Genomic DNA, 26,939 nt, shown 5'->3' with positions numbered 1-26,939 from the left:
GATAACCTCACAGCAAGCGCCCGACAAGCCCGGGCGACCCACCTGACGAGGAGTCACTCATGGCAGAGGTCAAGGTTTTCACCGGCATCGACGATCTGAAGGCGAACGTCGGCAACACGTTCGGCCCGACCGACTGGTTCCAGGTCACCCAGGAGGCGGTGAACCAGTTCGCTGACGCGACCGGCGACCACCAGTGGATCCACGTCGATGTCGAGAAGGCCAAGCAGGGTCCGTTCAAGACGACGATCGCGCACGGCTTCATGACGCTGTCGCTGATCCCGATGTTCGGCTCGCAGCTGACCCGCGTCGACGGCGTGAAGATGGGCGTGAACTACGGCTGCGACAAGGTCCGCTTCCCGCATCCGGTACCGGTCGGCTCGAAGCTGCGCGCCAGTGCGACGCTCGCCGAGGTCACCGACATCGCCATGGGCAGCCGCGCGTCCTGGGACTGGACCATCGAGGCCGAGGGCGTGGAGAAGCCCGTGTGCATCGCCCGCATGCTGTCAGTTGTAGTGCCGTAGCGACGAGCGCGAAGCGCGAGGAGCGCAGGCTCGTCAGCGGTCGTCGAGCAAGACGAGGCGAGCGAGGCACGAGCGAGGCCGAGCGCGCCGAGACGTCGCAGGCCGAAAATGCCGCCAACCAGCACGAAGAAGCGCCCCACCGGATCCCGGTGGGGCGCTTCTCGGTGCTGCAGGTTACTTGATGAGCCCGAGGCCGCGAACCGCCTCGCGCTCCTCCTCGAGCTCCTTGACGGACGCGTCGATCTTGCCGCGGGAGAACTCGTCGATGTCCAGGCCCTGGACGATCTGGTACTCGCCGTTCTTGCACACGACGGGGAACGAGGAGATCAGGCCCTCCGGGACGCCGTACGAGCCGTCGGAGGCGACCGCCATGGAGACCCAGTCGTCCTGGGCCGACCCGAGCGCCCAGTCGCGGGCGTGGTCGATGGTGGCGGACGCCGCGGAGGCGGCGGACGACGCGCCGCGCGCGTCGATGATCGCCGCGCCGTGCTTGGCGACGGTGGGGATGAACGTGCCGGCGAGCCAGTCCTGGTCACCGACCGTCTCGGCGGCGTTCTTGCCCGAGACCTCGGCGTGGAACAGGTCGGGGTACTGGGTGGCCGAGTGGTTGCCCCAGATCGTCATCTTCTTGATCTCGGTGACCGGGACGCCGAGCTTCGCGGCCAGCTGCGAGATCGCGCGGTTGTGATCGAGCCGGGTGAGCGCGGAGAACCGGGTGTCCGGGATGTCCGGCGCGTTGTTCATCGCGATCAGCGCGTTGGTGTTGGCCGGGTTGCCGGTGACGGTGATGTGCACGTCGTCCGCGGCGACCTCGTTCAGGGCCTTGCCCTGCGGGGCGAAGATGCCGCCGTTGGCCTCGAGGAGGTCACCGCGCTCCATGCCCGGTCCGCGCGGCCGCGCGCCGACCAGGAGCGCGTGGTTGACGCCGTCGAAGACCTTGTTCGGGTCGTCGCCGATCTCGACCTTGGCCAGCGTGGGGAAGGCGCAGTCGTCGAGCTCCATGACGACGCCCTCGAGAGCCTTCAGCGCCGGCGTGATCTCGAGCAGTCGCAGCTCCACCGGGGTGTCGGCACCGAACAGTGCGCCCGATGCGATGCGGAAGAGGAGGCTGTAGCCGATCTGACCGGCGGCGCCGGTGACGGCAACCTTGACGGGAGAGGTCGTCACGATCTGCCTTTCGAAGTGGGGGTCTGGATTCCCCCGAGACTACTCGGACAGGTACAGGTCGGGGACGCTGACCCGTTCGATGCTCGCCCCCAGCCCGCGCAGGCTGGCCTCGAACCCGGGGTAGCCCCGGTCGATGTGCGCGACGTGGCCGACCTCGGTCGTGCCGTCCGCCACGAGGCCGGCGAGCACCAGGCCGGCGCCCGCGCGGATGTCCGTCGCCTCCACAGGGGCGCTCGAGAGCCGCTCGATGCCGGCGATCGCGCAGTGGTGCCCGTCGACCTGGATGTTCGCGCCGAGCCGGATCAGCTCGTTGACGAACATGAAGCGCCCCTCGAAGACGTTCTCGGTGAGCGTCGACGCGCCGTCCGCGACCGCGCCGAGCGCGATGGCCATGGGCTGCAGATCGGTCGGGAACCCCGGGTACGGCAGGGTCACGATGTTGCGGGCCGTCGGACGCCGATCGATGGACACCGAGAACCCGTCGGACTCGTGCCGCACGCTCGCACCCATGTCGCCGAGCCGCTGCAGTACCCGCTCGAGGTGCTGCGGGCGGGCGCCGCGCACGCGGACGTCGCCGCGGGTCATCACCGCCGCGATCGCCCAGGTGCCGGCGACGATCCGGTCCGGGACGGTGTGGTGCGCCGTCGGCCGCAGGCCGCGGACGCCGGTGACGCGCAGGGTCGAGCCGCCCGCTCCGGAGATCTGCGCCCCCATCGACTGCAGCATCTCCACGAGGTCGACGATCTCCGGCTCCCGCGCGGCGTTGTCGATCACCGTGTCGCCGTCGGCGAGCACCGCCGCCATCAGCACGTTCTCGGTCGCCCCGACGCTGGGGAAGTCGAAGGTGACGTGCGCGCCGCGCAGCCGGCTCGCCGACGCGATGAGGTACCCGTGCTCGCTGCGCACCTCCGCGCCGAGCGCGACGAGGCCGTTGATGTGCATGTCCAGCCCGCGCATGCCGATCGCGTCACCGCCGGGCATCGCCACCTTGGCGTGCCCGTAGCGGGCCACCAGCGGACCGAGCACCGCCACCGACGCGCGCATCCGGCGCACCAGGCTGTAGTCGGTCTCGGTGGACGTCCGCCCGGGGACGTCGATGCGCATCGCGTCGCCGTCTCGGACGACGGTGCAGCCGAGCCGCCGGAGCACCTCGCTCATGATCGTCACGTCGAGGATGTCCGGCACGTTCGTCAGGCAGGTCTCCCCCTCGGCCAGCAGGGCCGCCGCCATCAGCTTCAGCACGCTGTTCTTGGCCCCACCCACGAAGACCTCGCCGGCGAGGCGGACGCCGCCGGTGACGCGAAAGATCTCCATCCGGCCATCCTAGTGAGCACCGGTAATCTCGACGGTATGGCCGTTCACCTGACGAAGATCTACACCCGCACCGGCGACGCCGGCACCACCGGACTCGGGGACTTCTCCCGGATCAGCAAGACCGACCCGCGCCTGGAGGCCTACGCCGACTGCGACGAGGCCAACAGCGTGATCGGCCTGGTGCTCGCGCCCATGTGCGCGCCCGACGTCTCCGATCGCCTTCGGGTGATCCTGCGGCACGTGCAGAACGACCTGTTCGACGTGGGTGCGGACCTGTGCACGCCGTACCAGGAGAACCCGAAGTACCCGCCGTTGCGCGTGGAGGCGGACTACGTCGATCGCCTCGAGGCATGGTGCGACGAGCTCCAGGAGGGCCTGTCCAAGCTCGACAGCTTCATCCTGCCCGGCGGCACCAACGCGGCCGCCTATCTGCACCTCGCGCGCACGGTGACCCGGCGGGCGGAGCGCGCGACGTGGGCGGCGATCGAGCGGTACGACGACATCAGCCCGTTGACCGCCAAGTACCTCAACCGGCTCTCGGACCTGCTGTTCATCGCCGGCCGCTACGCCAACCCGGACGGCGACGTGAAATGGGTGCCCGGCGGCGACCGCCAGGTCTGAGCACCGGACGGGACGCAGTCCGCGCTACCGCGTGCGCATCCAGCGCGGGGGCGCGGACTCCCACCACGACAGCAGGCCGGTCACGGCACTCTTGCGGACCGCGACGATCTGCTCCCCCGACGTCGTCTGCAGGTGCAGCACCACGGACTCCGGCGGCATCCACACGGCGTCCCGCTCGTCGGGCTCGTGCCGTGCGCTGATCTCCGTGTCGCGGCGGCTGATGCGCAGCGACGGCCCGGCGCGGAACGACGTGAGCCGGTACCACTCCAGGTGCTCGTCGGTGAACCGGGCCACCCCGAGCACCCAGCCGCCGCGCAGCCCGCGGCCGCGGTGCACCGACATCTCGATCGCGCCGCGCAGGATGAGGATCCGGCGACGCCGATAGAGGAACGTGCCCACCGCGATCACCACGAGGGCGACCAGCACGATCAGCCAGCCTGCGAGATGCACCAGGCCCACCCACTTTCGCCAGGTGATAGACGACGTCGCACCCAGATCCTGGGTGCGACGTCGTTGTTGTTCATGTTGCTCAGGCCCGCGCGTGCTCCGCGGCCATCAGCCGCGACTGGGCGCGCGCCTTCGCCGACGCGTCGTCGTCCTCGGCTCCGCCCTCGGCCCGCTCGAGCGCGGCGCGAGCGCGCTCGACATCGATCTCGTCCGAGAGCTCGGCGAACTCGGCCAGGATCGACACGCCCTTGTCGCTGACCGACAGGAACCCGCCGTGTACCGCGGCGATGAGCGTGCCCTCTCCCCCGGCCCGGTTGATCTTCACCAGGCCCGGCTCGGCGAGCTCGCCCAGCACCGGGGCGTGCCCGGGCAGAATACCCAGCTCGCCCTCGGTCGTCCGGGCGATGACCATGTCGGCCTCACCCGACCACAGCAGCCGCTCGACGGCAACCAGCTCCACGTGCAGTGACATGTGCCGGCCCTCCTTCCTGCGTGCGTGCGGTGGTTACTTGGCGAGCTTCTTGGCGTTGGCCTCGAGGTCATCGATGCCGCCGCACAGGAAGAACGCCTGCTCGGGCAGGTGGTCGAACTCGCCCTTGGCCAGCCGGCCGAACGCGTCGATCGTCTCCGCGAGCGGTACGACCGACCCCTGCTGACCGGTGAACTGCTCGGCGACCAGGAGGTTCTGCGAGAGGAAGCGCTCGATGCGGCGGGCGCGGCCCACGAGGACCTTGTCCTCCTCGCCGAGCTCGTCGATGCCGAGGATCGCGATGATGTCCTGCAGCTCCTGGTAGCGCTGCAGGATCCGCTTGATCTCCTGCGCCACGCGGTAGTGCTCGTCACCGACGATCGCCGGGTCGAGGATGCGCGAGGTCGAGGTGAGCGGGTCCACCGCGGGGTAGATGCCCTTCTGCGAGATCGGGCGGGAGAGCTCGGTCGTGGCATCCAGGTGCGCGAAGGTGGTCGCCGGCGCGGGATCGGTGTAGTCGTCCGCGGGGACGTAGATCGCCTGCATCGAGGTGATCGAACGGCCGCGGGTCGAGGTGATGCGCTCCTGCAGCTCGCCCATCTCGTCGGCCAGGGTCGGCTGGTAGCCCACCGCGGACGGCATGCGGCCGAGCAGCGTGGAGACCTCGGAGCCCGCCTGGGTGAAGCGGAAGATGTTGTCGATGAACAGCAGCACGTCCTGGTTCTGCTCATCGCGGAAGTACTCCGCCATGGTCAGTGCCGAGAGCGCGACGCGCATGCGGGTGCCCGGCGGCTCGTCCATCTGGCCGAACACGAGCGCGGTGTCGTTGAGGACGCCGGACTCCTCCATCTCGAGGAAGAGGTCGTTGCCCTCGCGGGTGCGCTCGCCGACGCCGGCGAACACCGACGTGCCACCGAAGTTCTTGGCGACGCGGGTGATCATCTCCTGGATGAGGACGGTCTTGCCGACACCGGCACCGCCGAACAGGCCGATCTTGCCACCCTGCACGTACGGGGTCAGCAGGTCGATGACCTTGATGCCGGTCTCCAGCATCTCGGTCTTGCCCTCGAGCTGGTCGAACGCCGGCGCCTTGCGGTGGATGCCCCAGCGGTCGCCGCTGAACTGCAGGTCCGGCGCGTCCAGGCACTGGCCGAGCGCGTTGAAGACGTGGCCCTTGACCTGGTCGCCGACCGGCACCGAGATGGCCGAACCGGTGTCCGAGACGATCGCGCCGCGCACCAGGCCGTCGGTGGGCTGCATGGAGATCGCGCGGATCATGTTGTCGCCGAGGTGCTGCGCGACCTCGAGGGTCAGCGTCTTCTTCATCGCAGCGAGCTCGATGCCGCAGTGCAGCGCGTTGAACAGCGGCGGGACGGAGCCGCGCGGGAACTCCACGTCGACGACCGGGCCGATGACCCGGACGACGCGACCGTCGGCTGCGCCGCCGGCCTTTTCGGCCGCGGGAGCTTCAGTTGTTGCGGTCATATCAATCATCACTTCCTGCGGAGGCGAGCGCGTCGGCGCCGCCGACGATCTCGCTGATTTCCTGGGTAATCTGAGCCTGACGGGCCTGGTTGGCCTCGCGGGTGAGGTTCTTGATGAGCTCGCTGGCGTTGTCGGTGGCCGACTTCATGGCGGCGCGCCGCGCCGCCGACTCCGACGCCGACGACTCGAGCATCGCCGAGAAGATCCGCGTGGTGATGTACTTCGGCAGCATCGCGTCCATCAGCGTGGTCGCGCTGGGCTCGAACTCGTACGCCGGCGGGATCTTGTCCTTGTTCTGCTCCCGCTGGTCCTCGTCGTACTCGGCGTACTCGACCTCGAGCGGCGCGATCCGGGTGGCCGTGGGCACCTGGGAGAGCATCGACTTGAACTGCGTGTAGACGAGGTGGATCTCGTCGTACCCGACGACGCCGTCGGCGCCGGGACCGTCACCGTCGTCGTCGGCACCCGCGAGGAAGCCCTCGATCAGCCGCTCGGCGACCGCCTTCGCGTCGTCGTACGACGGACGCTCGGAGAAGCCGGTCCACGAGTCGGCGATCTCCCGGTCACGGAAGCTGTAGTAGGTGACCCCGCGACGTCCGCTGACGAACAGCACAGGCTGCTTGCCCTGGTCGCGCAGCAGCGCCATGAGCTCTTCGGCGGTCTTGATTGCGTTGGAGTTGTAGCCACCGCACAGGCCACGATCGGCGGTCACGACGATGACCGCGGCACGCTTGGGATTCTCCCGCTCCTTCAGCAGCGGGTGATCCAGCGCGGCGGACCCGGCCAGCGCCGACATGACTCGCGTCATCTCGTTGCTGTACGGCTGGGCCGCCTGCGCCTTCGCCTGTGCCTTGCCGATGCGCGTGGTGGCGATCAGCTCCTGGGCGCGGGTGATCTTCTTCGTCGAGTTCACCGAGGAGATTCGACGCCGAAGATCGCGGATGGATGCTGGCATGTCCTAGGCCTACTTCTTTGCCTTGTAGACGGTGACCTTCTCCTGGCCGACCTGGTCGGCGTCCATCGAGTGCGCCGGAGCCTCGTTGATCAGCCGCTCACCGCTGGTGGTGGTGAAGCGCTGCTGGAACTCCTTGACCGCCGTCTCGATCTCGTTGGCGGCGTCGTCCGAGAGCTGCTTGGTCTCGGCGATCGAGCCCATGATCGCGGGGTGCTGGTGACGGACGAAGTCCAGGAACTCGGACTCGAAGCGGCGCACGTCCTCGATCGGGACGATGTCCAGGTGGCCCTTGGTGCCGAGGTAGATCGAGACGACCTGCTCCTCGACCGAGAACGGCGAGTACTGCGGCTGCTTGAGCAGCTCGACCAGGCGGGCACCGCGGTCCAGGGTCGCCTTGGAGGCGGCATCGAGGTCCGAGGCGAAGGCCGAGAAGGCCTCGAGCTCACGGAACTGCGACAGGTCCAGACGCAGCGAGCCGGAGACGGTGCGCATCGCCTTGACCTGCGCCGAGCCACCCACGCGGGAGACCGAGATACCGACGTTGATCGCCGGGCGGACGCCGTTGTTGAACAGGTCGGACTGCAGGAAGCACTGGCCGTCGGTGATCGAGATGACGTTGGTCGGGATGTACGCCGAGACGTCGTTGGCCTTGGTCTCGATGATCGGCAGGCCGGTCATCGAGCCGCCGCCGAGCTCGTCGGACAGCTTCGCGCAGCGCTCGAGCAGCCGCGAGTGCAAGTAGAAGACGTCTCCCGGGTACGCCTCGCGGCCCGGCGGGCGGCGCAGCAGCAGCGAGATGGCGCGGTACGCCTCGGCCTGCTTGGTCAGGTCGTCGAAGATGATCAGGACGTGCTTGCCCTGGTACATCCAGTGCTGGCCGAGGGTCGAGCCGGTGTACGGCGCGAGCCACTTGAAGCCGGCCGAGTCGGACGCGGGGGCCGCCACGATCGTGGTGTACTCCATCGCGCCGGCCTCCTCGAGGGCCGTGCGGACACCGGAGATGGTCGAGCCCTTCTGGCCGACCGCGACGTAGATGCAGCGCACCTGCTGCTTCGGGTCGCCGGTCTCCCAGGCGGACTTCTGGTTGATGATCGTGTCGACGCAGACCGCGGTCTTGCCGGTCTTGCGGTCGCCGATGATCAGCTGGCGCTGGCCGCGGCCGATCGGCGTCATGGCGTCGATCGCCTTGATGCCGGTCTGCAGCGGCTCCTTCACCGGCTGCCGCTGGACGACCGTGGCCGCCTGCAGCTCGAGGGCGCGCTCCTCGTCGGAGGCGATCTCGCCGAGGCCGTCGATCGGCTTGCCGAGGGGATCGATCACGCGGCCGAGGAAGTTGTCGCCGACCGGCACCGACAGGACGCGACCGGTGCGCTTGACCTGCTGGCCCTGCTCGATCTTGTCGGACTCACCGAGGATGACGGCACCGATGTGGCGGGCCTCGAGGTTCAGCGCGACACCCAGGATGCCGCCGGGGAACTCCAGCAGCTCGTTGGTCATCGCCGAGGGCAGACCCTCGACCTGGGCGATGCCGTCCATCGTCTGGACGACCGTGCCGACTTCTTCGCGTGAGACGTCGGTCGTGTACGACGAGACGTAGCTGTCTAGGGCGCTACGGATCTCGTCTGACGAGATCGTCAACTCCGCCATGGTTTCTTGTCCCTGCTCTCGTTGGTATTTCGAAGATTTCTAGCCAGCGAACCGGCGCTGGATGTCGTCGAGCCGTCCGGCGACCGACCCGTCGATCACGTCGTCGCCGACCTGCACCCGCAGGCCACCGAGAACGCTGCCGTCGACGTCGACCGACACGGAGATCTCGCGTCCGTAGATGCGCGACAGGCTCGCCACGAGCCGCCGCTCCTGATCATCGCTCAGCGCGATGGGCGAGGTGACGATCGCGACCGAGCGCCGGCGGCGAGCCGCCGCGTCCTCGACCAGCCCCTGTACCGAGTTGTACACCGAGCGGGCCCGCGGGTTGGCGAGCACGTCGTGCAGCAGCTGCGCGCTGATCGGGCCGGCCTTGCCGTCGATCAGCTCGCCGAGCAGCCGCTGGCGGTTCTCCAGCGGCGCCGACTGGTCCGACAGCGCCTGCTCGAGCGCACCGTTCGCATCCAGCGCGCGGCCGAAGCGGAAGACCTCCTCCTCGACCGAGCCGAACGAGCCGTCCTGCTCCGCACTGATGAAGGCCGCCTGGTGCGACAGGTCGGTCAACCCGTCGACCAGGTCACCGGCGTTCGACCACGCCGAGGTGGCCGCCGCGACGACCAGCCCGAGGGCGGTCTCACCGACCTGGTGGGCGAACAGCCGCCCGGCCAGCTCGGTGCGGCTGCTCTCGCTGGCCGACGGGTCGGACAGCGCGCGGCGCACCGCGGGCTCCTTGCCGAGCAGGGCGGCCACCGCGGCGAGCTCGCGGGACGTCGCGAGCGACGCCTGCGGATCGAGCCCCCCGGCGATCTGCTCCAGACGATCCCGGAGCCGCGCGAGCGACTCACGGCTCGTTGCCTGCATCAATGCCGGTACCACGGTGCCTACTCTCCCTGCTCGGTGCCGAACAGCGGCTGCTGGCCCGCAGCAGGCGCGCCCGAGCCCGCGGGCTGGGTGCGCGCGGCGCCGTCGGGCCCCGCGACCTTCTCCAGGTCGGCGAGGAAGCGCTCCACGGTCGCCGCCGTACGGGCGTCGTCCTGCAGCGACTCGCCGACGATGCGGCTGGCCAGGTTGACCGACAGCGCGCCGACCTGCTGGCGAAGCTCGCCGACGACCTGGCTGCGCTGCGCCTGCAGCTGCTCGTCGCCGCGCGCCACGATGCGCTCGGACTCGGTCTGCGCCTGGGCACGCATGTCGTCGAGGATCTTCTGTCCCTCGGCGCGCGCGTCCTCGCGGATCTGCGCCGCCTCCTGACGGGCCCCGGCGAGCTGCGCGTTGTACTTGTCCAGCGCGGCCTTGGCCTCGCGCTGCGCCGCCTCGGCACGCGCGATGCCGCCTTCGATCGCCTCGGCCCGCGCGGCGTACGACTTCTCGAAAGCCGGCCACACGAACTTGATCAGAATGAAGGCGAGGATCGCGAAGGCGATCAGCCCGATGATGATCTCACCGACTGGTGGAATCAGCGGGTTGGTCGACTCCGCAGCAATGAACGTCGTGTTCATGTCGTCCCATCTCCTGGCCCGCCGGCGAGTACCGACGGGGCATGTTGGTCAGTCGAAATCTTCTCGACCGACTAGCTGAAGATGAACGGAACGACGAAGCCGATCAGCGCGAGCGCCTCGGACAGCGCGAAGCCCATGAACAGGTAGGTGCGGGTCATGCTCGCCGACTCGGGCTGGCGGGCGGTCGCCTGGATGTACGCGGCGAACACGATACCTACGCCGATGCCCGGGCCGATCGCGGCCAGGCCATAGGCAACGGCGCCCAGGTTGCCAGAAACTGCGGCAAGGACGTCAACCATGTGGTGTCTCCTTCTAAGGTGCTCGAGTGCCTGTCACTCGAACGCGGTTGGTGGGTGAAGCGGGGTGTGCGGTCGCGTCAGGCTCAGTGCCCGCCGCTGGTCGACTCCTGCAGATACGTTGCGGTCAGCAGGGTGAAGACGTAGGCCTGTAGGAACTCGACGAGCAGCTCGAAGAACGTCATCGCGATCGCCAGGACGAACGAGAACGGCGAGAGCAGCTTCAGGGTGAGGTGCGGCTGCGAGGCCATGTAGATGCCGCCGAGGGCGAACACGACCAGCAGCAGGTGGCCGGCGAACATGTTCGCGAACAGACGGACGGCGAGCGTGAACGGGCGCGACAGCAGCTTGGAGAAGATCTCGATCGGGATCAGCAGGATGTGCAGCGGCCACGGGACGCCCGGGATGTACGCCAGGTTCTTGAAGTAGGTGACCAGGCCCTGGCGCTTGATGCCGACGCCGATGTACCAGACGTAGACGATCAACGCGAGGAAGAGCGGGAGGGCGAACTTCGCCGTCGGGGCGACCTGCGCGAACGGGATGATGCCCATCACGTTGTTGGCCAGGATGAAGACGAAGAAGGTCGCCAGGTACGGCGCGAACCGGATGCCCTCCGGACCGATCACGTCGCGGGCGATGCTGCCGCGCACGAAGCCGTACACCGACTCGCCGGCGAACTGCAGCCGCGAGGGCACCACCTTCGGCTTGCGCGAGGCGGCGATGAAGAACCCGAGCACCACCAGCACGGCGACCCAGTTGATCAAGGTGATGCGGGTGATCTCGAAATCGATGCCGAAGAGGTTCCACTGCGCCAGCGCCGGCGGGTTGAACTCGTGGCTCGGATTAGGAGCTTCAAACCCCGGGTATGGCTTCTCCGCCAGGACCGCGGCGATCAATCTGATCTCCTTTCACCGCCTGAAGCGTGTCGTAGTCACACTGACATCCGCCGTCATTTCCTGACGACGGGCAACTCTGTGAAGTGTAGATGAGCAAACGATCTGATTGGGGCTCGGGGCGCGGATTTCGGCGCTAACGGGTGTGACCTTCGTCCGGTCCCGCGGAGGGCTCCCCCGGCCCGTCGTCCGGCGGTGTGCGCCGCCCCAGGATTCCGCCGTCCTGCGCCTTCGAGATGTCCATCAGCGGCGGTGGATCGCCAGCCTGCTTGGTAACCAGGTACACGCCGAGGCCGGCGCCGAGCAGCACGCCGATCGCGAGGAACGGCCGCCAGCCGGTCCACGCCGCGAGCCCCCAGCCGATCAGTCCCCACACGATGATGCCGGACAGCAGGGTCCCGGTCGCCGTCCAGCCCTGCTCGTTGCCGTGCTGCGAGCGCTGCCGCTTCTCCGAGCGCAGGCGCTCCTTCTCGACCATCGCGTCGTACGCCGCGCCGGGGTCGGGGGTGGGGTCGTTCTGCGCTGCCGGGTCGCGCTGGTCGTCGGTCACTGGTCGTAGTCCTTCGGTGCGGGCGGGTGGTAGTCGACGTAGAACTGGCGCTTGCGCACGACGTAGAGGATCTGCATGGCCGACCACAGGATGACGCCGGCCACGACGCTCGCCGCGAGCGCGCGGACGTCGATCGGGCCGTCGAGGGGCAGGCTCACGAGCAGCACGCCGAGCAGGCCGATCTTGATCAGGTAGCTGCCGAGCGCGGCGGGCATGGTGAGCCGGTCGTCGTGCCGTCCGGCGAGGGCCACCGCCCAGGAGCTGATGGTGAAGAACACCGCGACGATGGCGAACCCGAGCAGCACGCCCCAGAGCGCGCGCAGGTCGGCGAAGAGCAGCGCGACGCCGGCCCCGATCACCGTCAGCACCGCCGTCGCCAGGAGCGCGGGACGCAGGTGGCCGAGGTCCCACGCGACGCCGGGGCGCACCGGCTCGTCGGGGAGGGTGAAATCGGGCAGCAGCTTCATCGCCGGCCTTCCTGGTAGTGCGCGCGGTGGACGTGCGGCGCTCCCCCGTCGATCCGGCGGCGGATGCGCGGGCTGAACATCAGCGCGACGGCGACGATCACCAGGACGACGGCGACCACGATCACCAGCGTGGGGTCGAGGATCGACATGCCGACGCCGATGAACGTCAGCACCGCCGTCCAGATGTACATGATGATGACCGCGCGGCGCTGCGTGTGGCCGATCTCCAGCAGCCGGTGGTGCAGGTGCATCTTGTCCGGCGTGGAGAACGGGTTCAGGCCCTTGCGGGTGCGCCGGACGACGGCGAGCACCATGTCGAGCAGCGGGATGGCGAGCACGGCGAGCGGCATCACCAGCGGCATGATCAGCGGGACGGCCGTGCCGAGGGTGGAGAAGGTCTGCGTGTCGGTGCGGGACGTCGTGGAGATGGCCGCGGCGACGAGCACCAGGCCGATCAGCATCGACCCGGAGTCGCCGAGGAAGATCCGCGCGGGGTTGAAGTTGTGCGGCAGGAAGCCGATGCAGGCGCCCGCGAGCACCACCGTGAGCAGCGCCGGCGAGCTGAAGACGTCACCGTAGCCCTGCCGGCCCAGCCAGTAGCTGTAGACGAAGAAGCCGAGGGCGGTGATGACCGCGACGCCGGTAAGCAGCCCGTCGAGGCCGTCGATGAAGTTCATCGCGTTGACGGCCGCGACGGTGACGACGGTGGTCAGCAGGAACGACGTGTTGGGGTCCAGCGAGATGGTGCCGAGGCTGGAGCCGGGGATGAAGATGAAGGCGAGCTGGACGCCGAGCAGCACCAGCGCGCCGGCGCAGGCGATCTGGCCGACCAGCTTGGTCAGCGGCTCGAGGTCGAACCGGTCGTCGAGGACGCCGAGCGCGCAGATCATGCCGCCGGCCAGCAGCACCGCCGTGGTCTCCGAGGAGTCGAGGAAGGTGCCTTGCAGCCGGGGCAGCGCGCGAGCGACGTAGACGCCGGCGCACATGCCGAGGTACACCCCCACCCCGCCCAGGCGGGGTATCGGGATGGTGTGCACGTCGCGGTCGCGCACCTCGGGCATCGCTCCCCATCGCACCGCCACCCACCGCACGATCGGGGTGGTGAGGAAGGTGACGATGGACGCCACGCTCAGGACGAGGAGGTACTCGCGCACGGTATGCCGCTGCCCTCTCTGCCTGACGGTGCCTGGGTGCCCAGTCTACGTGCCGCCGCGCGCCCGTCCCGCTCCCGTCGCGCGCGGTGGCTTCCACCCCGCTCCCACCGCTCGCGGTGGGTTCTGCCCCGCTATCGGTCGGATAGCGGGGTGCAACCCACCGCATCCGCAGGTCAGGTGGCCGGGATGCGCGGGCAGCTGAAGCACAGGCTCATCCCCTCGATCGTGTAGAGCAGGCAGCATCCGTGCCGGCGCCGGATCGGCCCCGCCGGGGACGGCACCAGCCGCTCCCCGTGCAGCAGCCGGTCTTCGCCGTCGCCGGTCGGTGCGTCGAACGCGGCGAGCTCCTCCTCGAGCCGGTCGGGACGACGGCTCGCCCCGGTGCAGATCGCGCCGGTGGCCATGTCGGTCACGCAGGCCCAGAACGCCCGGGCCCCGGCGCGCAGCTGGCCGCGGATCGGCTCGCGGAGGGGCTCGAGCAGGTCGCCGAGGTGGCGGCGTCCGGTGCGGTACAGCGCGGCCCGCTCGATCCGGCTGGTCGCCACCTCGGTGCGGATCGCGTCCGCGGCGACGGCGACGCCGAAGAACATGTCGCGCGGCAGCTCCATGCCCAGGCCGTCGGCCGGCACCCGCAGGCTGATGCCGTGCGTGCCGATCAGCCCGACCGCGAGGACGGCGTGGATCCAGGCGACGTCCTGCAGCAGCCACAACGCGGCGACGTGCCGCTCGGCGCTCGGCCCGAACTGCTGCTGCTGGAGCTCGGCGTACTCGTCGACGGCGTCCCGCAGCGCGGCCGCATCGTCGGCCAGATCGGCGAGCGTGGTGCCGGTGAGCGCGGTACGCCGGTCGACGATCCGCAGGTCGACCCCGTCGCCGGCGAAGCCGGCCGAACGGAGGAGGGCACTCACATCGGTCATTCGCCGATCATGGCACGATGGTCAGCCGTGACCGCCTACGAGATCGTCGATGTGAGCAGTGCCGCGGAACCGGCGTACGGCTTGGCCATAGAACGGGCCGCGAACACCCTCAAGGACGGCCGGCTCGTCGTGCTGCCGACCGACACGGTGTACGGGATCGCCGCCGACGCGTTCTCCTCCGCCGCCGTCGCCGCGCTGCTGGCCGCGAAGGGCCGCGGCCGTGACTACCCGGTGCCGGTCCTCGTCGCGAACCCCGGCGTGCTGCACGGCCTCGTGACCGTGGCCCCGCCGACCGCCGTCGCGCTGACCGAGCGGTTCTGGCCGGGCGCCCTCACCGTCATCGTCGACTACTCCCGCTCGCTCGCATGGGACCTGGGCGAGACCGGCGGCACCGTCGCGCTGCGGATGCCGAACTGCCGGGTGACCCTCGACGTCCTCGAACGCACCGGCCCGCTGGCCGTCTCCAGCGCCAACCGGCACGGTCAGGCCCCCGGCGCCACCGGTGCCGCCGCGGCCGAGCAGCTCGGGGACGGCGTCGACCTCTATCTGGAGGCCGGGGAGCTTCCCGGTGCGCTGCCCTCGACGATCGTCGACTGCACCGTCACTCCCCCGCAGGTGGTACGCGAGGGCGCCCTCACCATCGATCAGCTGCGCGAGGTCGTCCCCGACATCGCCTGAGGCGCCTACCGGTTATCGCCGGACCGCGCCGCTCTTCCCCGTTATCTTCCCGCGATGCAGCAGGAACGCTGCATCTCGGGCATCTGTGACGCGTGCTCGACCTGGGACCGGTTCGAGCGAGCGGAGGCCGCCTAGCTCGGAGTTATCGCCGAACCCTGGATCGACCGGACTCCGCCAGCCGAGGTTGACCGAGAGTGCGTAGCAGATCGTCGACCTTCTTCGCGCCGACCTCCCTCGGCAGCCGGGCCAGCGGCCCAGGCGTTGTGAGGGCAAGGTCTCTCTTGAGCAGGATGCCGCCGAAGATTGCCCAGGCTTCCAGAAGGTATTCCGTGTCGTCGCGGCGGGTTACCGAGATTACGACGGGCGCACTGAACAGAGGCCGGCTCAGGTGCACTGTAAGGGTGTCTAGCGACTCGGAGATGTCGTGATGACCACGCTGCTCGGCCCAACGGCGGATGACCTGAAATACGTCTCCCGTCGACATGAAGACGACACGATCTCGACTCGACCTCCCCAGAGCGATCGCGAAGATCACGAGCGACCCCACGCCGAGACCGACGAGCGTCCCCGTCAGCCAACTCTCCATGATTCCCCCGGTCGCTTCGCCCAAGCCCAGGCGCGCAGCACATCGGTACCGTACGCCTGAAGCGCCTACCGGTTATCGCCGGACCGCGCGGACGAAGCGGGGGCGGCCGGCGAGATCGGCGAGCGCGGTCACCGCGGCGTACTGCCCCGACTGCTCGTACAGCGCGACGACGGCGTCCTGGTGCGACTCGTCGTGCTCCATGAGAACGATCCCGCCCGGCCGCAGCAGCTCCGCGACGCGGCCGACGAGAGGCCGGATCAGGTCGAGCCCGTCGGCGCCGGCGAACACGGCGACGCGGGGGTCGTGCGCCTCCGTCTCGTGGTCCACCGAGGACGAGAGCGGCACGTACGGCGGGTTGCAGGTGACCAGGTCGGCGGGGCGCTCGCGGGGCGGGCGCGCCCGCTCGTCGTCGACCGGGAGAACCGGCAGCGAGCCGTCGAGGACGTCGCCGTGCACGATCCGCACCGTCGGCGCGAGCGCCTGCACGTTGCGGCGCAGCCACCCCACAGCCTCGGCGGACGCCTCGACCGCCGTGACGGACGCGGTCGGACGCCGCACCGCGAGCGCGATCGCGATGGCGCCACTGCCCGCGCAGAGGTCGACGACGACGGGGGCCGCGACCTGCGCGATGCCCTCGAGGGCCTGCGCGACGAGCAGCTCGGTCTCCGGGCGCGGGATGAACACCCCCGGCCCGACCGCGACGTCGAGCCCGTAGAACCCCGCGCTGCCCAGGATGTGCTGCAGCGGCTCGCGGCGCGCGCGTCGCGCGACGAGGGCGGCGTACGCCGCCGCCTGCCGGTCGTTGAGATCGTCGGCCGTCGGCAGCAGCCCGCGGGAGACGCCGAGCACGTCCGCCAGCAGCTCCGCGGCGTCGAACGCCGGAGAGCCGACCCCGGCGGCGGCGAGCTCAGCGGTCGCGGCGCGCCGCGCGGCAGATACCGGGCCCGGACCGATCAATCCCCCGAGTCGCCCTTCAGCAGCTCGGCGGTCTCCATCTCGATCAGGGAGTCCACCACCGGGTCGAGGTCGCCGTCGAGGACGACGTCCAGGTTGTAGGCCTTGAAGCCGCTGCGGTGGTCGGAGATGCGGTTCTCCGGGAAGTTGTACGTGCGGACCCGCTCGGAGCGGTCCACGGTGCGCACCTGCGTCTTGCGCATGTCGGAGGCCTCGGCGTTCGCCTTCTCCTGCGCGTCGGCGAGCAGCCGGGCGCGCAGGATGCGCATCGCCGACTCCTTGTTCTGCAGCTGGGACTTCTCGTTCTGGCAGGACACCACGATGCCGGTGGGCTCGTGGGTGATCCGCACGGCCGAGTCGGTCGTGTTGACCGACTGCCCGCCGGGACCGGACGAGCGGTACACGTCGATGCGCAGGTCGTTGGGGTTGATCTCGACGTCGACGTCCTCTGCCTCGGGATAGACCAGGACCCCGGCGGCCGAGGTGTGGATACGGCCCTGCGACTCGGTCACCGGGACACGCTGCACCCGGTGGACGCCGCCCTCGTGCTTCAGGCGCTGCCAGATGCCGCCGTTCTCGGCGCTGCCCTTGGTCTTGATCGCGATCGAGACGTCCTTGTAGCCGCCCAGGTCGGAGTGCGTGGCGTCGATGAGCTCGAACTTCCACTTGTTGCGCTCGGCGTACCGCTGGTACATCCGGAACAGGTCACCGGCGAACAGCGCCGACTCCTCCCCACCCTCGCCGGCCTTGATCTCCATGATGATGTCCTTGTCATCGTTGGGATCACGCGGCAGCAGCATGGTGCGCAGCCGCGACTCCTGCTCGGCGATGGAGGCCTCGAGCTCGGTCGCCTCGGCGGCGAAGGCGGCGTCCTCGGCGGCCAGCTCGCGCGCGGCCTCGAGGTCGTCGCGCGTCTGCTCCAGCTCGCGCGCGGCGGCGACGATCGGGCCGAGCTGGGAGAACCGCTTGCCCAGCTCGCGGGCCTTCGCCTGGTCGGCGTGCACCGAGGGGTCGGCGAGCTGTCGCTCGACGTCGGCGTACTCGGCGAGCATGCCGCCGAGGGTGTCGAGGCCTTCTCCGCTCATCGTGGGTTCCTTATCGGTCGTGCGGGGTGGCGAATGACAAACGACGCCCGCCGGGACATCGGGTGTCCCAGGGGCGTCGTCGTGGTGGAGCTAGGCGTCGGCCTTGGCCGCCGGCTTCTGACGCTTGCCGAAGCGCTTCTCGAAGCGGGCCACGCGGCCGCCGGAGTCGAGGATCTTCTGCTTGCCCGTGTAGAACGGGTGGCAGCTCGAGCACACCTCGGCGGTGATCGAACCGCTCGTGACGGTGCTGCGGGTGGTGAACGAGTTGCCGCAGGAGCAGGTGACCTGCGTCTCGACGTACTCCGGGTGGATGTCCTTGCGCACGATTTGCTTCTTTCGTCGTGGTCGCCGGGTCGCCGTGCCGGGGCAGGCGTGAACCGGAACCGAAATGTGAACTGATCCAGTCTGCCAGATCAGCGTGCTCGGTCAAACAGCGGGCGGCTATGATCTATTCCGAGGGAACGGGTCAGTCGTCGTCCTGGCCGGGCGTCGACTTGGCGATCTGCATCAGGAACTCCGCGTTGTTCGCGGTCTTCTTCATGCGGGAGATCAGCAGGTCGATCGCCTCGATCGGGTCGAGGGCGTGCAGCACGCGGCGCAGCTTGATGATGATCGCCAGCTCCTCGCGCGAGAGCAGGATCTCCTCCTTGCGCGTGCCCGAGGCGTCGACGTCGACGGCCGGGAAGACGCGCTTGTCGGCGATCCTGCGGTCGAGCTTGAGCTCGGCGTTGCCGGTGCCCTTGAACTCCTCGAAGATGACGGTGTCCATCATCGAGCCGGTCTCGACCAGCGCCGTGGCGATGATCGTCAGCGAACCGCCGTTCTCGATGTTGCGCGCCGCACCGAGGAACCGCTTGGGCGGGTAGAGCGCCGTCGAGTCGACACCGCCGGACAGGATGCGCCCGCTGGTCGGCGCCGCGAGGTTGTACGCGCGGCCGAGGCGGGTGATCGAGTCGAGCAGGACGACCACGTCGTGCCCCAGCTCGACGAGGCGCTTCGCGCGCTCGATCGACAGCTCGGCGACGGTGGTGTGGTCTGTCGGCGGCCGGTCGAAGGTCGAGGCGATGACCTCGCCCTTCACCGAGCGCTGCATGTCGGTGACCTCTTCGGGGCGCTCGTCCACGAGCACGACCATCAGGTGGCACTCGGGGTTGTTCGTGGTGATCGCGTTGGCGATCGCCTGCAGCACCGAGGTCTTTCCGGCCTTCGGCGGCGACACGACGAGCGCTCGCTGCCCCTTGCCGATCGGCATGACGAGATCGATGATCCGGGTGGTCAGGATGTTCGGCTCGGTCTCCAGTCGCAGCCGCTTCTGCGGGTACAGCGGGGTGAGCTTGGTGAACTCGGGCCGGTTCTTGGCCTGATCGGGGCTCAGCCCGTTCACCGAGTCGAGCCGGACGAGCGCGTTGAACTTCTCGCGGCGCTCTCCCTCGCGGGGCGCCTTGACCGCGCCGGTGATGGCGTCACCGCGGCGCAGCGAGTACTTGCGGACCTGCGACAGGGACACGTACACGTCGTTCGACCCGGTGAGGTAGCCCGAGGTCCGCACGAAGGCGTAGTTGTCGAGGATGTCCAGGATGCCCGCGATGGGGATGAGGACGTCGTCCTCGGAGACCTGCGGCTCGTCGTAGCGGTCGCTGCCGCGGTTGTTCCCGCGGTTGTTGTTGCCGCCGCGGTTGTCGTTGCGGTTGCGGTCGCGGCCCCGGCGACGGCGGCGGCCGCGGCCGCCCTGGTTGTCGTCGTCGTCGTCGTAGCGATCGTTGCGGCTGTTCTGCCGGTCGTTGTCGTTGTTGCGGTTGCCCTGGCGGTCGTTGTCGTTGTTGCGGTTGCCCTGGCGGTCGTTGTCGTTGTTGCGGTTGCCCTGGCGGTCGTTGTCGTTGTTGCGGTTGCCCTGGCGGTCGTTGTCGTTGTTGCGGTTGCCCTGGCGGTCGTTGTCGTTGTTGCGGTTGCCCTGGCGGTCGTTGTCGTTGTTGCGGTTGCCCTGGCGGTCGCCACCGCGGTTGTCGCGGTTGGACTGGCGCTCGTTGCCGCCCTGGCGGTCGTCGCGCTCGGAGTCGCTCTGGCGGTCGTTGCCGCCGCGGTTGTCGCCGCCGCGGTTGTCGCGGTTCGACTGGCGCTCGTCGCCGCCCTGGCGGTCGCCGCCCTGGCGGTCGTTGCCCTGGCGGTCGCCCTGCTCGGCGTCGCCGCGGCGGCCGGCGCGGCCGCCCTGCCGGTCGGTGCCGTTGTCGCGGTCGCCGCGCCCCCCCGCCTGGACCTCGTTCCCTGCGGCCTCGGACCGGCCGCCGTCACGGACGGGCTGCTGCTCGGTCGCGGCGGGAGCGGTCTGCCGGGCGGCGTCCGGACCGGTGCGCACCGGCTCATGCTGCGGCGCCGGAGCGGTGTCCGTCCTCGGGGCGCCGGCGTGCGGGGTCCCGTTGGCGGCGGGCGCGCCGCCCTGGCGCTCCTTGATGGCGGCGATCAGGTCGCCCTTGCGCATCTTGCTGATGCCGGAGATGCCCATGCCCGTAGCCATCTTCTGAAGCTCGGGCAGAACCATCCCCGATAGGCCCGTGCCCTTCCGGGCACGCGTGGCCGGTGCTGCCGTCTCAGATGCGGCAACGTCCACCGGATGAGTGGTGTCAGTCAATGGGGATCCTTCCCAGGGGGTGGTCGTCGGGCGATGCTGCCCGGAGTCGACCGAATTGGCATACGCGAGCACGGTGCTCACGCGCGCTGCTGCCAGACGTCGTGCGTTTAGAAGAGGGGGTATGCGACCCAAGGTCGTGATCCACAGTCTTGTGCGTGTGAACCGCACTGCACGCCGGACACAAGGTACCGAACGGCTGACAGGTATAGCGTAGACGCCGCTGCAGACCCAGGCAAGCAGGGGGTGCCGCAGCGTGTCCGCATCAGAGCAACACCGCTCCACCGAGATCTATTCCGACCGGCATGAGCTCGAACCCGCCGCGCGCCGCGGCCACCTCGGTGGCGACGACGGCATCGTGCTCCTCGCCGGTGACGAACATGATCACGGCCGGTCCGGCCCCCGATATCGCGGCGGCGATGCCCACCGCGCGCATGCGCTCGACGAGCGCGTAGCTGTCGGGGTACGCGCTCGCCCGGTAGCGCTGGTGCAGGTAGTCCTGCGTCGCGGGCAGCAGCAGTGCCGGGTCGGTCGTGAACGCGTGGATGCACAGCGCGGCCCGCGAGCTGTTACGCACCGCGTCGCGGTGCGACACCATCTCCGGGATCAGCCCGCGAGCCACCTTCGTCGACAGCACGGTGGTCGGGATCGCCAATATGGCTCGAATGTCGGGATGCGGGTCGAGGTGCGCCACTCCCCACCCGTCGGCGTCCTCCCATGACACGTTGAGCCCGCCGTTGAGGCACGGCGCCACGTTGTCCGGGTGGCCGTCGATGTCGCTGCCGATCTGCACGAGGTCCACGTCGTGCACGTCGTAGCCGAGCGTCTCGGCGTACGCCTTGCCGGTGAGCAGCCCCGCGACGATCGCGGACGCCGACGAGCCGAGCCCCTGCCCGTGCCGGATGCGGTTGTGGCAGCTCAGCCGCACCGGCGGCACCTGCCACCCCTCGAGCGCGAACAGCTCGCGCATGGTTGCGAGGACCATGTGGGTCCCGTCCCGCGGGAGCGTGTCGGCGCCGATTCCCTCGATGACCACCTCGTCGCGCTCCCCGGCGGCGGCCTCGACGCTGACCGTGTCGTAGATCGCCAGCGACAGCCCCATGCAGTCGAACCCCGGTCCGAGGTTCGCCGTCGTGGCTGGGATCCGCGCCGTGACCTTCGCCCCGGCGCGGGTCACGCGAGCCCGAGGTTGGCGGCCGCCATCGTCGCGTCGACCGCGATCCGGGTCGGGGTGGGCGCGCCGGCGAGAGCATTGTCGGGATCCTTCAGCCCGTTGCCGGTGACGGTGCAGACGATCCGCTGCCCGGGGTCGATCCGTCCCGCGGCGTGCGCCTTCAGCAGGCCGGCGACGCCGGCGGCCGAGGCCGGCTCGACGAAGACGCCGTCCGTGGCGGCGAGCAACCGGTAGGCGTCGAGGATCTCCTCGTCCGTCACCGCCTCGATGACGCCGCCGCTCTCGTCGCGGGCGTCGATGGCCTTGGTCCACGACGCCGGGTTGCCGATGCGGATCGCGGTGGCGATCGTGTCCGGGTTCTCGACGACCTTCCCGAGCACCAGGGGTGCGGCGCCGGCCGCCTGGAAGCCGAACATGCGGGGCTTGCGCGTCGAGCGGCCCGCGTCGGCGTACTCCCGGTAGCCCTTCCAGTACGCGGTGATGTTGCCGGCGTTGCCGACCGGGAGGCAGTGGATGTCGGGCGCGTCGCCGAGGTTGTCGACGATCTCGAACGACGCCGTCTTCTGCCCCTCGATGCGGTCGGGGTTGATGGAGTTCACCAGCGCGACCGGGTAGTCCTGGGTGAGCTTCTCGGCCAGCATCAGGCAGTCGTCGAAGTTGCCGTCGACCTCCAGCAGCTTCGCGCCGTGCATGATCGCCTGCGCCATCTTGCCCATCGCGATCTTGCCGTGCGGCACGAGCACCGCGCAGGTGAGGCCGCCGCGCGCGGCGTACGCCGCCGCGGAGGCGCTGGTGTTGCCGGTCGACGCGCAGATGACGGCCTCGGCTCCGGACTCCTTCGCCTTGCTCATCGCCATCGTCATGCCGCGGTCCTTGAACGACCCGGTGGGATTGGCGCCCTCGACCTTCAGGTACACGTCGCAGCCGGTGCGCGCCGACAGCTCGTTGGCGGGCACGAGGGGCGTCGCCCCCTCGAGCAGGGTGACGACCGGCGTCGCGCCGGTGACCGGCAGCCATTCGCGGTACTCCTCGATGAGACCGCGCCACGTCGGCGTTGCCATTTAGAGCTCCTTTCCTTCGACGCGCATCACGCTGACCACGTCACGAACCATGTCCGAGGCCCGCAGCTTCTCGACCGTCGCCGCGAGGGCCTCGTCGGGGGCCATGTGGGTGACGATGACCAGCTGCGCGTCCTCGCCGCGGCCTTCCTGGCGCACCGTCGAGATCGACACGTCGTTGGCGGCGAACTCGGTCGCGACCGCGGCGAGGACGCCGGCGCGGTCGGCGACGTCCAGGCTGACGTGGTACCGGGTCGGGGTGAGCCCCATCGGCCGGATCGGCAGCCCGGCGTACCGCTCCAGGACGGTGCCCGCCGCGTGCGCGACCCGGTTGCGCGCGACCGCCACCAGGTCACCGAGCACGGCGGACGCCGTCGGCGCGCCACCGGCGCCCTTGCCGTAGAACATCAGCGGTCCGGCGGCCTCCGCCTCGACGAACACCGCGTTGAACGCGTCGCCGACGCCGGCCAGCGGATGCGCGCGCGGCAGCATCACCGGGTGCACGCGCACCGCGATCGCCTCCGCACCGTCGTCGCTCACCCGCTCGCAGATGGCGAGCAGCTTGATCGTGCAGTTCATCTCGCGGGCGCTCGCGACGTCCCCGGCGGTGACCTGCGAGATGCCCTCCCGGTACACGTCGTCGGCGACGACCGGCGAGTGGAAGGCCAGGCCGGCGAGGATCGCGGCCTTGGACGCCGCGTCGAAGCCGTCGACGTCGGCCGTCGGGTCGGCCTCCGCGTAGCCGAGGTCGGTGGCCTCCGCGAGCGCCTCCGCGAAGCTCGATCCGGTCTCGTCCATGCGCGAGAGGATGAAGTTGGTGGTGCCGTTGACGATGCCCATGACCCGCTGGATGCGGTCGCCGGTGAGCGATTCGCTCAACGGCCGCAGGATCGGAATCGCGCCGGCCACGGCGGCCTCGTAGTACAGGTCGGCGCCGCCGGATGCGGCCGCCGCGTGCAGCTCGTCACCGGCCTCCGCCAGCAGCGCCTTGTTCGCGCTGACGACCGACTTGCCCGAGCGCAGGGCGCGCAGCAGCCAGCCCTTGACGGGCTCGATGCCGCCGATGACCTCGATGACCACGTCGACCGTCGGGTCGTCGATCAGCGCATCGACGTCGGTGGTCAGCAGCGCGGGGTCCACGTCCGGGTGCCGCTCCGGGCGCCGCACGGCGACGCCGGCGATCTCCAGGGGCGCGCCGACGCGGGCCGCGAGATCGGCGGACTGGTCCTGCACGAGCCGGACGACCTCGCTGCCCACGGTCCCACAGCCCAGCAGGGCGATCCTGATCGGCGTGCTCATCGGGCCTCCTCCTCGTTGGTGCCGGCCAGTCCGGTATCGAGCGCGAACATGTCGTCGAGGGTCTCACGTCGCAGCAGCACGCTTCCGACGCCGTCCTTCACGCCGACGACCGGCGGCTTGGGCAGCATGTTGTAGTTGCTGGCCATCGCCCGGCAGTAGGCGCCGGTCGCGGCGACGGCGAGCAGGTCGCCGGGGCGGACGTCGCCGGGCAGCCACAGGTCGCGGACGACGATGTCGCCGCTCTCGCAGTGCTTGCCGACGATCCGTGCGGCGACCGGCCGTGCGTCGGACTCGCGGTTGGCCAGCACGCAGGTGTACTCCGCGTCATAGAGGGCGGTCCGGATGTTGTCGCTCATGCCGCCGTCCACGCTGACGTAGAGCCGCGTGCCGTGATCCAGCACGACCGGCTTGACGGTGCCCACCTCGTAGACGGTGATCGTCGGGGGGCCGGAGATCGCCCGGCCCGGCTCCACGCTCACGCGCGGGACGGCCAGCCGCGCCGCGGCGCACTCGCGCTCCACGATCTCGCGGAGGGACGCGGCGACCTGCTTCGGCTCCAGCGGGTCGTCGTCCGAGGTGTACGCGATGCCCAGGCCGCCGCCGAGGTCGATCTCGGGCAGCTCGACGCCGTGCGCGTCCCGCAGGGTGGCGAGCAACGCCACCACCCGGCGCGCCGACACCTCGAATCCGGACAGGTCGAAGATCTGCGAGCCGATGTGGCTGTGCAGGCCGAGCAGCTCGAGCGAGTCGGTGGCGAGCACCCGCTCGGCCGCGGCCGCGGCGTCGCCCGACGACACCGAGAACCCGAACTTCTGGTCCTCGTGCGCGGTCGCGATGAACTCGTGGGTGTGCGCCTCGACGCCGACGGTGATGCGGATCTGCACCGGCTGCACGACCCCGCGCTCGGCGGCGATGCCCGCCAGCCGGTCGATCTCGTCGAAGGAGTCGACGATGATCCGGCCCACCCGGGCATCGACGGCCGCGGTCAGCTCGGCCGCCGACTTGTTGTTGCCGTGCAGCGCGAGCCGCTCGGCCGGGAACCCGCTGCGCAGCGCCAGCGCGAGCTCGCCGCCGGAGGCCACGTCGATGCCCAGGCCGTCCTCGTCGAGCCACCGGACGACGCTCGAGCACAGGAACGACTTGCCCGCGTAGAACACGTCCATGCCGTCGAACGACGCCTGGAAGTCGCGGCTGCGGGAGCGGAACGCGTCCTCGTCGAGGAAGAACGCCGGCGTGCCGTGGTCGGCCACGAGGTCGGTGACCTTCGCGCCGGCGATCGTGAGGACGCCGTCCGTGCGGCGGGCGCCGTGCGGCCAGACGTGCGGATCGACGGCGTTGACGTCGGCCGGCTGCGGGCCGATGCCGTCGGGGATCTGCAGACCGCCGTGCAGCGGCCCTGCGGGGTGTGCGCGCATCCCGCCCCCTACATCTGCGCCGGCGCCGAGACGCCGAGCAGCCCGAGCGCGTTGGCGAGCACGACCCGCGTCGCCTCGCACAGCCACAGCCGGGCGGTCGTCGTGTCGTCCGGCTGCTGCCCGCCCATCGGCAGCACTCGGCAGGAGTCGTAGAACTTGTGGTACGCCGCCGCCAGCGACTCGGCGTACCGCGCGATGCGGTGCACCTCCCGCAGCTCGCCGGCGCCGGCGACGACGCGCGGGTAGCCGGCGAGGGCGGTCAGCAGCGCGACCTCCTTCTCGTGCACGAGCAGGGAGGGGTCGTACCCGGCGCCGCGGTCGATGCCGAGCTCCAGGGCGTTGCGCTGCAGCGACGACAGCCGCGCATGCGCGTACTGGACGTAGAAGACGGGGTTGTCGGCGGTCTTGCGCTCCCACACCCCGAGGTCGATGTCCATCGTGGAGTCCATCGACGAGCGGGCCATGGCGTACCGGCCGGCGTCGTTGCCGACGGCGCCGACCAGGTCGTCGAGCGTGACCACGTTGCCGGCCCGCTTGCTCATCTTGACCGTCTCGCCGCCGCGGCTGAGCGTGACCATCTGGCCGATCAGGATCTCCAGCGTCTGGTCCGGGTCGTCGCCGGTCGCGGCCGCCATCGCCCGCATGCGGCCGATGTAGCCGTGGTGGTCGGCGCCGAGGATCAGGATGGCGCGGTCGAACCCGCGGGCTCGCTTGTTCGCGTAGTAGGCGACGTCCGCCGCGAAGTAGGTCGGCGCTCCCCCGCCGCGGATCAGCACGCGGTCCTTGTCGTCACCGAACGTCGTGGTGCGCAGCCACAGCGCGTCGTCCTTCTCATAGAGCTGCCCGTTGTCGCGCAGTGCGGCGATCGAGCGCTCGATGTCGCCGCCGTCGTGCAGCTCGCGCTCGTTGAAGAACCTGTCGAAGTGCACCCCGAACGCCTCGAGGGTCTGCTTGATGTCGGCGAACATCTTCTCGATGCCGACCTTGCGGAAGGTCTCCAGTGCCTCCTCGCGCGGTTGCTGCAGGACGCCGGGCACCTCCTCGATGACGTGCCGCGCGACGTCCGCGACGTACCCGCCGTGATAGCCGTCCGCGGGCACCGGCTCGTCGTGCGCGGTCGCGTAGAGGGACGCGGCGAAGCGGTCGATCTGCGAGCCCGCGTCGTTGAAGTAGTACTCCGAGGCCACCTCGGCGCCGCAGGCGCGCATGATCCGCACGAGCGCGTCGCCGACCGCTGCCCAGCGAGCCGACGCGAGAGTGACCGGGCCGGTCGGGTTGGCCGAGACGAACTCGAGGTTGATGCGCTGCCCGGCCATCGCCGTGCCCTCGCCGTACGCCGGGCCGGCCGCGACGATCGCGCCCGCCAGCGCGCCCAGGCTCGCGGCCTCGAGCGTGATGTTGAGGAATCCCGGCCCCGCGACCTCGACGGCGGCGATCGCGTCGCTGCGGGTCAGCTCGGCCGCGATCAGCTCGGCGAGCCGGCGCGGCGGCATGCCCGCCTGCTTGGCCAGCCGCATCGCCGTGTTGGTGGCGAAGTCGCCGTGCCCGGCCTGTCGGGGGCGCTCGACGACGATCGTCTCCGGGACGTCCAGCGTCAGCTCGCCGCGCTCGACCAGCGAGGTCAGCGCAGCACGGATCAGGTGAGACAGGTCTTCGGGAGTCACCGGT

Annotated in this window: 28 protein-coding genes; 3 read left to right on the top strand and 25 right to left on the bottom strand. The window is 70.0% G+C overall.

Annotated elements, in window-relative coordinates; translation table 11 throughout:
- Positions 1-59 precede the first annotated feature (59 nt).
- Positions 60-521, top strand: coding sequence for a MaoC family dehydratase (locus F8A92_RS01745; protein WP_153502826.1), 462 nt, complete (start codon positions 60-62; stop codon positions 519-521).
- Between the two features lie 174 nt (positions 522-695).
- Here F8A92_RS01745 and F8A92_RS01740 read toward each other — a convergent pair whose 3' ends face one another.
- Positions 696-1,688: a malate dehydrogenase gene (locus F8A92_RS01740; RefSeq protein WP_153502825.1), complete on the bottom strand. Its 993-nt coding sequence runs from the start codon at positions 1,686-1,688 to the stop codon at positions 696-698.
- A 39-nt stretch (positions 1,689-1,727) separates the two neighbouring features.
- Positions 1,728-3,002: a UDP-N-acetylglucosamine 1-carboxyvinyltransferase gene (gene murA / locus F8A92_RS01735; protein WP_153502824.1), complete on the bottom strand. Its 1,275-nt coding sequence runs from the start codon at positions 3,000-3,002 to the stop codon at positions 1,728-1,730.
- 36 nt (positions 3,003-3,038) lie between these two features.
- Here murA and F8A92_RS01730 point away from each other — a divergent pair, with 36 nt between their 5' ends.
- The gene (locus tag F8A92_RS01730) at positions 3,039-3,623 is read left to right on the top strand and encodes a cob(I)yrinic acid a,c-diamide adenosyltransferase (protein ID WP_153502823.1); all 585 of its coding nucleotides are present in this window, start codon (positions 3,039-3,041) and stop codon (positions 3,621-3,623) included.
- 24 nt (positions 3,624-3,647) lie between these two features.
- Here F8A92_RS01730 and F8A92_RS01725 read toward each other — a convergent pair whose 3' ends face one another.
- The 13 genes from F8A92_RS01725 to F8A92_RS01665 all read right to left on the bottom strand — a co-directional run bounded on the left by F8A92_RS01725 (position 3,648) and on the right by F8A92_RS01665 (position 14,399).
- The gene (locus tag F8A92_RS01725; RefSeq protein WP_194291320.1) at positions 3,648-4,073 is read right to left on the bottom strand and encodes a DUF2550 domain-containing protein; all 426 of its coding nucleotides are present in this window, start codon (positions 4,071-4,073) and stop codon (positions 3,648-3,650) included.
- A 79-nt stretch (positions 4,074-4,152) separates the two neighbouring features.
- Positions 4,153-4,542 (bottom strand): F0F1 ATP synthase subunit epsilon, encoded by a 390-nt coding sequence (locus F8A92_RS01720; RefSeq protein ID WP_153502821.1) that lies wholly within the window; start codon positions 4,540-4,542, stop codon positions 4,153-4,155.
- Between the two features lie 33 nt (positions 4,543-4,575).
- On the bottom strand, positions 4,576-6,024 hold the full coding sequence (gene atpD / locus F8A92_RS01715) for a F0F1 ATP synthase subunit beta (RefSeq protein ID WP_153502820.1): 1,449 nt from the start codon (positions 6,022-6,024) through the stop codon (positions 4,576-4,578).
- Position 6,025: 1 nt separating this feature from the next.
- Complete coding sequence (locus tag F8A92_RS01710) at positions 6,026-6,979, bottom strand: F0F1 ATP synthase subunit gamma (RefSeq protein ID WP_153502819.1); 954 nt, start codon at positions 6,977-6,979, stop codon at positions 6,026-6,028.
- Between the two features lie 9 nt (positions 6,980-6,988).
- Positions 6,989-8,626 carry a F0F1 ATP synthase subunit alpha gene (gene atpA / locus F8A92_RS01705; protein WP_153502818.1) on the bottom strand — a complete coding sequence of 546 codons (1,638 nt, stop codon included), beginning with the start codon at positions 8,624-8,626 and terminating at the stop codon, positions 6,989-6,991.
- 39 nt (positions 8,627-8,665) lie between these two features.
- Positions 8,666-9,484 (bottom strand): F0F1 ATP synthase subunit delta, encoded by an 819-nt coding sequence (locus tag F8A92_RS01700; protein ID WP_153502817.1) that lies wholly within the window; start codon positions 9,482-9,484, stop codon positions 8,666-8,668.
- A 20-nt stretch (positions 9,485-9,504) separates the two neighbouring features.
- Positions 9,505-10,122: a F0F1 ATP synthase subunit B gene (locus F8A92_RS01695; RefSeq protein ID WP_153502816.1), complete on the bottom strand. Its 618-nt coding sequence runs from the start codon at positions 10,120-10,122 to the stop codon at positions 9,505-9,507.
- Between the two features lie 71 nt (positions 10,123-10,193).
- Positions 10,194-10,421, bottom strand: a complete 228-nt coding sequence (gene atpE, locus F8A92_RS01690) for an ATP synthase F0 subunit C (protein ID WP_153502815.1) — start codon at positions 10,419-10,421, stop codon at positions 10,194-10,196.
- 83 nt (positions 10,422-10,504) lie between these two features.
- On the bottom strand, positions 10,505-11,314 hold the full coding sequence (gene atpB, locus F8A92_RS01685) for a F0F1 ATP synthase subunit A (protein WP_153502814.1): 810 nt from the start codon (positions 11,312-11,314) through the stop codon (positions 10,505-10,507).
- 133 nt (positions 11,315-11,447) lie between these two features.
- Positions 11,448-11,861 carry an AtpZ/AtpI family protein gene (locus F8A92_RS18525; RefSeq protein WP_194291319.1) on the bottom strand — a complete coding sequence of 138 codons (414 nt, stop codon included), beginning with the start codon at positions 11,859-11,861 and terminating at the stop codon, positions 11,448-11,450.
- Complete coding sequence (locus tag F8A92_RS01675; RefSeq protein WP_153502813.1) at positions 11,858-12,328, bottom strand: hypothetical protein; 471 nt, start codon at positions 12,326-12,328, stop codon at positions 11,858-11,860. The genes F8A92_RS18525 and F8A92_RS01675 overlap by 4 nt, the downstream gene beginning before the upstream one ends.
- Positions 12,325-13,482 (bottom strand): glycosyltransferase family 4 protein, encoded by a 1,158-nt coding sequence (locus F8A92_RS01670; RefSeq protein WP_153502812.1) that lies wholly within the window; start codon positions 13,480-13,482, stop codon positions 12,325-12,327. The genes F8A92_RS01675 and F8A92_RS01670 overlap by 4 nt, the downstream gene beginning before the upstream one ends.
- 173 nt (positions 13,483-13,655) lie before the next feature.
- Positions 13,656-14,399: a (2Fe-2S)-binding protein gene (locus tag F8A92_RS01665; protein ID WP_153502811.1), complete on the bottom strand. Its 744-nt coding sequence runs from the start codon at positions 14,397-14,399 to the stop codon at positions 13,656-13,658.
- A 27-nt stretch (positions 14,400-14,426) separates the two neighbouring features.
- On the opposite strand from F8A92_RS01665, the gene F8A92_RS01660 reads away from it, so the two are divergent.
- Positions 14,427-15,077 carry an L-threonylcarbamoyladenylate synthase gene (locus tag F8A92_RS01660; RefSeq protein WP_228389112.1) on the top strand — a complete coding sequence of 217 codons (651 nt, stop codon included), beginning with the start codon at positions 14,427-14,429 and terminating at the stop codon, positions 15,075-15,077.
- Positions 15,078-15,219: 142 nt separating this feature from the next.
- Here F8A92_RS01660 and F8A92_RS01655 read toward each other — a convergent pair whose 3' ends face one another.
- The 10 genes from F8A92_RS01655 to argS all read right to left on the bottom strand — a co-directional run bounded on the left by F8A92_RS01655 (position 15,220) and on the right by argS (position 26,935).
- Positions 15,220-15,663 (bottom strand): hypothetical protein, encoded by a 444-nt coding sequence (locus tag F8A92_RS01655; protein ID WP_153502809.1) that lies wholly within the window; start codon positions 15,661-15,663, stop codon positions 15,220-15,222.
- Positions 15,664-15,735: 72 nt separating this feature from the next.
- On the bottom strand, positions 15,736-16,620 hold the full coding sequence (gene prmC, locus F8A92_RS01650; protein WP_194291318.1) for a peptide chain release factor N(5)-glutamine methyltransferase: 885 nt from the start codon (positions 16,618-16,620) through the stop codon (positions 15,736-15,738).
- Positions 16,617-17,702: a peptide chain release factor 1 gene (gene prfA / locus F8A92_RS01645; protein ID WP_228389111.1), complete on the bottom strand. Its 1,086-nt coding sequence runs from the start codon at positions 17,700-17,702 to the stop codon at positions 16,617-16,619. Before prfA ends, prmC begins: the two co-directional genes overlap by 4 nt.
- 90 nt (positions 17,703-17,792) lie before the next feature.
- The gene (rpmE, locus tag F8A92_RS01640) at positions 17,793-18,026 is read right to left on the bottom strand and encodes a 50S ribosomal protein L31 (protein ID WP_153502808.1); all 234 of its coding nucleotides are present in this window, start codon (positions 18,024-18,026) and stop codon (positions 17,793-17,795) included.
- Between the two features lie 142 nt (positions 18,027-18,168).
- Positions 18,169-20,238, bottom strand: a complete 2,070-nt coding sequence (gene rho, locus F8A92_RS01635) for a transcription termination factor Rho (RefSeq protein WP_228389110.1) — start codon at positions 20,236-20,238, stop codon at positions 18,169-18,171.
- Positions 20,239-20,590: 352 nt separating this feature from the next.
- On the bottom strand, positions 20,591-21,502 hold the full coding sequence (thrB, locus tag F8A92_RS01630) for a homoserine kinase (RefSeq protein ID WP_153502806.1): 912 nt from the start codon (positions 21,500-21,502) through the stop codon (positions 20,591-20,593).
- Entirely contained in the window at positions 21,499-22,560 is a 1,062-nt protein-coding gene (thrC, locus tag F8A92_RS01625; RefSeq protein ID WP_153502805.1) for a threonine synthase, read from the bottom strand. Before thrC ends, thrB begins: the two co-directional genes overlap by 4 nt.
- Positions 22,561-23,856: a homoserine dehydrogenase gene (locus F8A92_RS01620; protein WP_153502804.1), complete on the bottom strand. Its 1,296-nt coding sequence runs from the start codon at positions 23,854-23,856 to the stop codon at positions 22,561-22,563.
- The gene (gene lysA, locus F8A92_RS01615; RefSeq protein ID WP_153502803.1) at positions 23,853-25,271 is read right to left on the bottom strand and encodes a diaminopimelate decarboxylase; all 1,419 of its coding nucleotides are present in this window, start codon (positions 25,269-25,271) and stop codon (positions 23,853-23,855) included. Before lysA ends, F8A92_RS01620 begins: the two co-directional genes overlap by 4 nt.
- Before the next feature lie 8 nt (positions 25,272-25,279).
- Complete coding sequence (gene argS / locus F8A92_RS01610) at positions 25,280-26,935, bottom strand: arginine--tRNA ligase (protein ID WP_153502802.1); 1,656 nt, start codon at positions 26,933-26,935, stop codon at positions 25,280-25,282.
- Positions 26,936-26,939: the final 4 nt, after the last annotated feature.

Origin of the sequence: Cumulibacter manganitolerans, assembly GCF_009602465.1 — a bacterium.
GTDB lineage: Bacteria > Actinomycetota > Actinomycetes > Mycobacteriales > Antricoccaceae > Cumulibacter > Cumulibacter manganitolerans.
This window is presented reverse-complemented; position numbering and strand designations above follow the sequence as displayed.

Coding starts and splice junctions, on each gene's coding strand:
- F8A92_RS01745 (WP_153502826.1), top strand. CDS start 60: ATGGCAGAGGTCAAGGTTTTCACCGGCATCGACGATCTGAAGGCGAAC.
- murA (WP_153502824.1), bottom strand. CDS start 3,002: ATGGAGATCTTTCGCGTCACCGGCGGCGTCCGCCTCGCCGGCGAGGTC.
- F8A92_RS01730 (WP_153502823.1), top strand. CDS start 3,039: ATGGCCGTTCACCTGACGAAGATCTACACCCGCACCGGCGACGCCGGC.
- F8A92_RS01720 (WP_153502821.1), bottom strand. CDS start 4,542: ATGTCACTGCACGTGGAGCTGGTTGCCGTCGAGCGGCTGCTGTGGTCG.
- atpD (WP_153502820.1), bottom strand. CDS start 6,024: ATGACCGCAACAACTGAAGCTCCCGCGGCCGAAAAGGCCGGCGGCGCA.
- F8A92_RS01710 (WP_153502819.1), bottom strand. CDS start 6,979: ATGCCAGCATCCATCCGCGATCTTCGGCGTCGAATCTCCTCGGTGAAC.
- atpA (WP_153502818.1), bottom strand. CDS start 8,626: ATGGCGGAGTTGACGATCTCGTCAGACGAGATCCGTAGCGCCCTAGAC.
- F8A92_RS01700 (WP_153502817.1), bottom strand. CDS start 9,484: ATGCAGGCAACGAGCCGTGAGTCGCTCGCGCGGCTCCGGGATCGTCTG.
- F8A92_RS01695 (WP_153502816.1), bottom strand. CDS start 10,122: ATGAACACGACGTTCATTGCTGCGGAGTCGACCAACCCGCTGATTCCA.
- atpE (WP_153502815.1), bottom strand. CDS start 10,421: ATGGTTGACGTCCTTGCCGCAGTTTCTGGCAACCTGGGCGCCGTTGCC.
- F8A92_RS01675 (WP_153502813.1), bottom strand. CDS start 12,328: ATGAAGCTGCTGCCCGATTTCACCCTCCCCGACGAGCCGGTGCGCCCC.
- F8A92_RS01665 (WP_153502811.1), bottom strand. CDS start 14,399: ATGACCGATGTGAGTGCCCTCCTCCGTTCGGCCGGCTTCGCCGGCGAC.
- F8A92_RS01655 (WP_153502809.1), bottom strand. CDS start 15,663: ATGGAGAGTTGGCTGACGGGGACGCTCGTCGGTCTCGGCGTGGGGTCG.
- prfA (WP_228389111.1), bottom strand. CDS start 17,702: ATGAGCGGAGAAGGCCTCGACACCCTCGGCGGCATGCTCGCCGAGTAC.
- rho (WP_228389110.1), bottom strand. CDS start 20,238: ATGGTTCTGCCCGAGCTTCAGAAGATGGCTACGGGCATGGGCATCTCC.
- thrC (WP_153502805.1), bottom strand. CDS start 22,560: ATGGCAACGCCGACGTGGCGCGGTCTCATCGAGGAGTACCGCGAATGG.
- F8A92_RS01620 (WP_153502804.1), bottom strand. CDS start 23,856: ATGAGCACGCCGATCAGGATCGCCCTGCTGGGCTGTGGGACCGTGGGC.
- lysA (WP_153502803.1), bottom strand. CDS start 25,271: ATGCGCGCACACCCCGCAGGGCCGCTGCACGGCGGTCTGCAGATCCCC.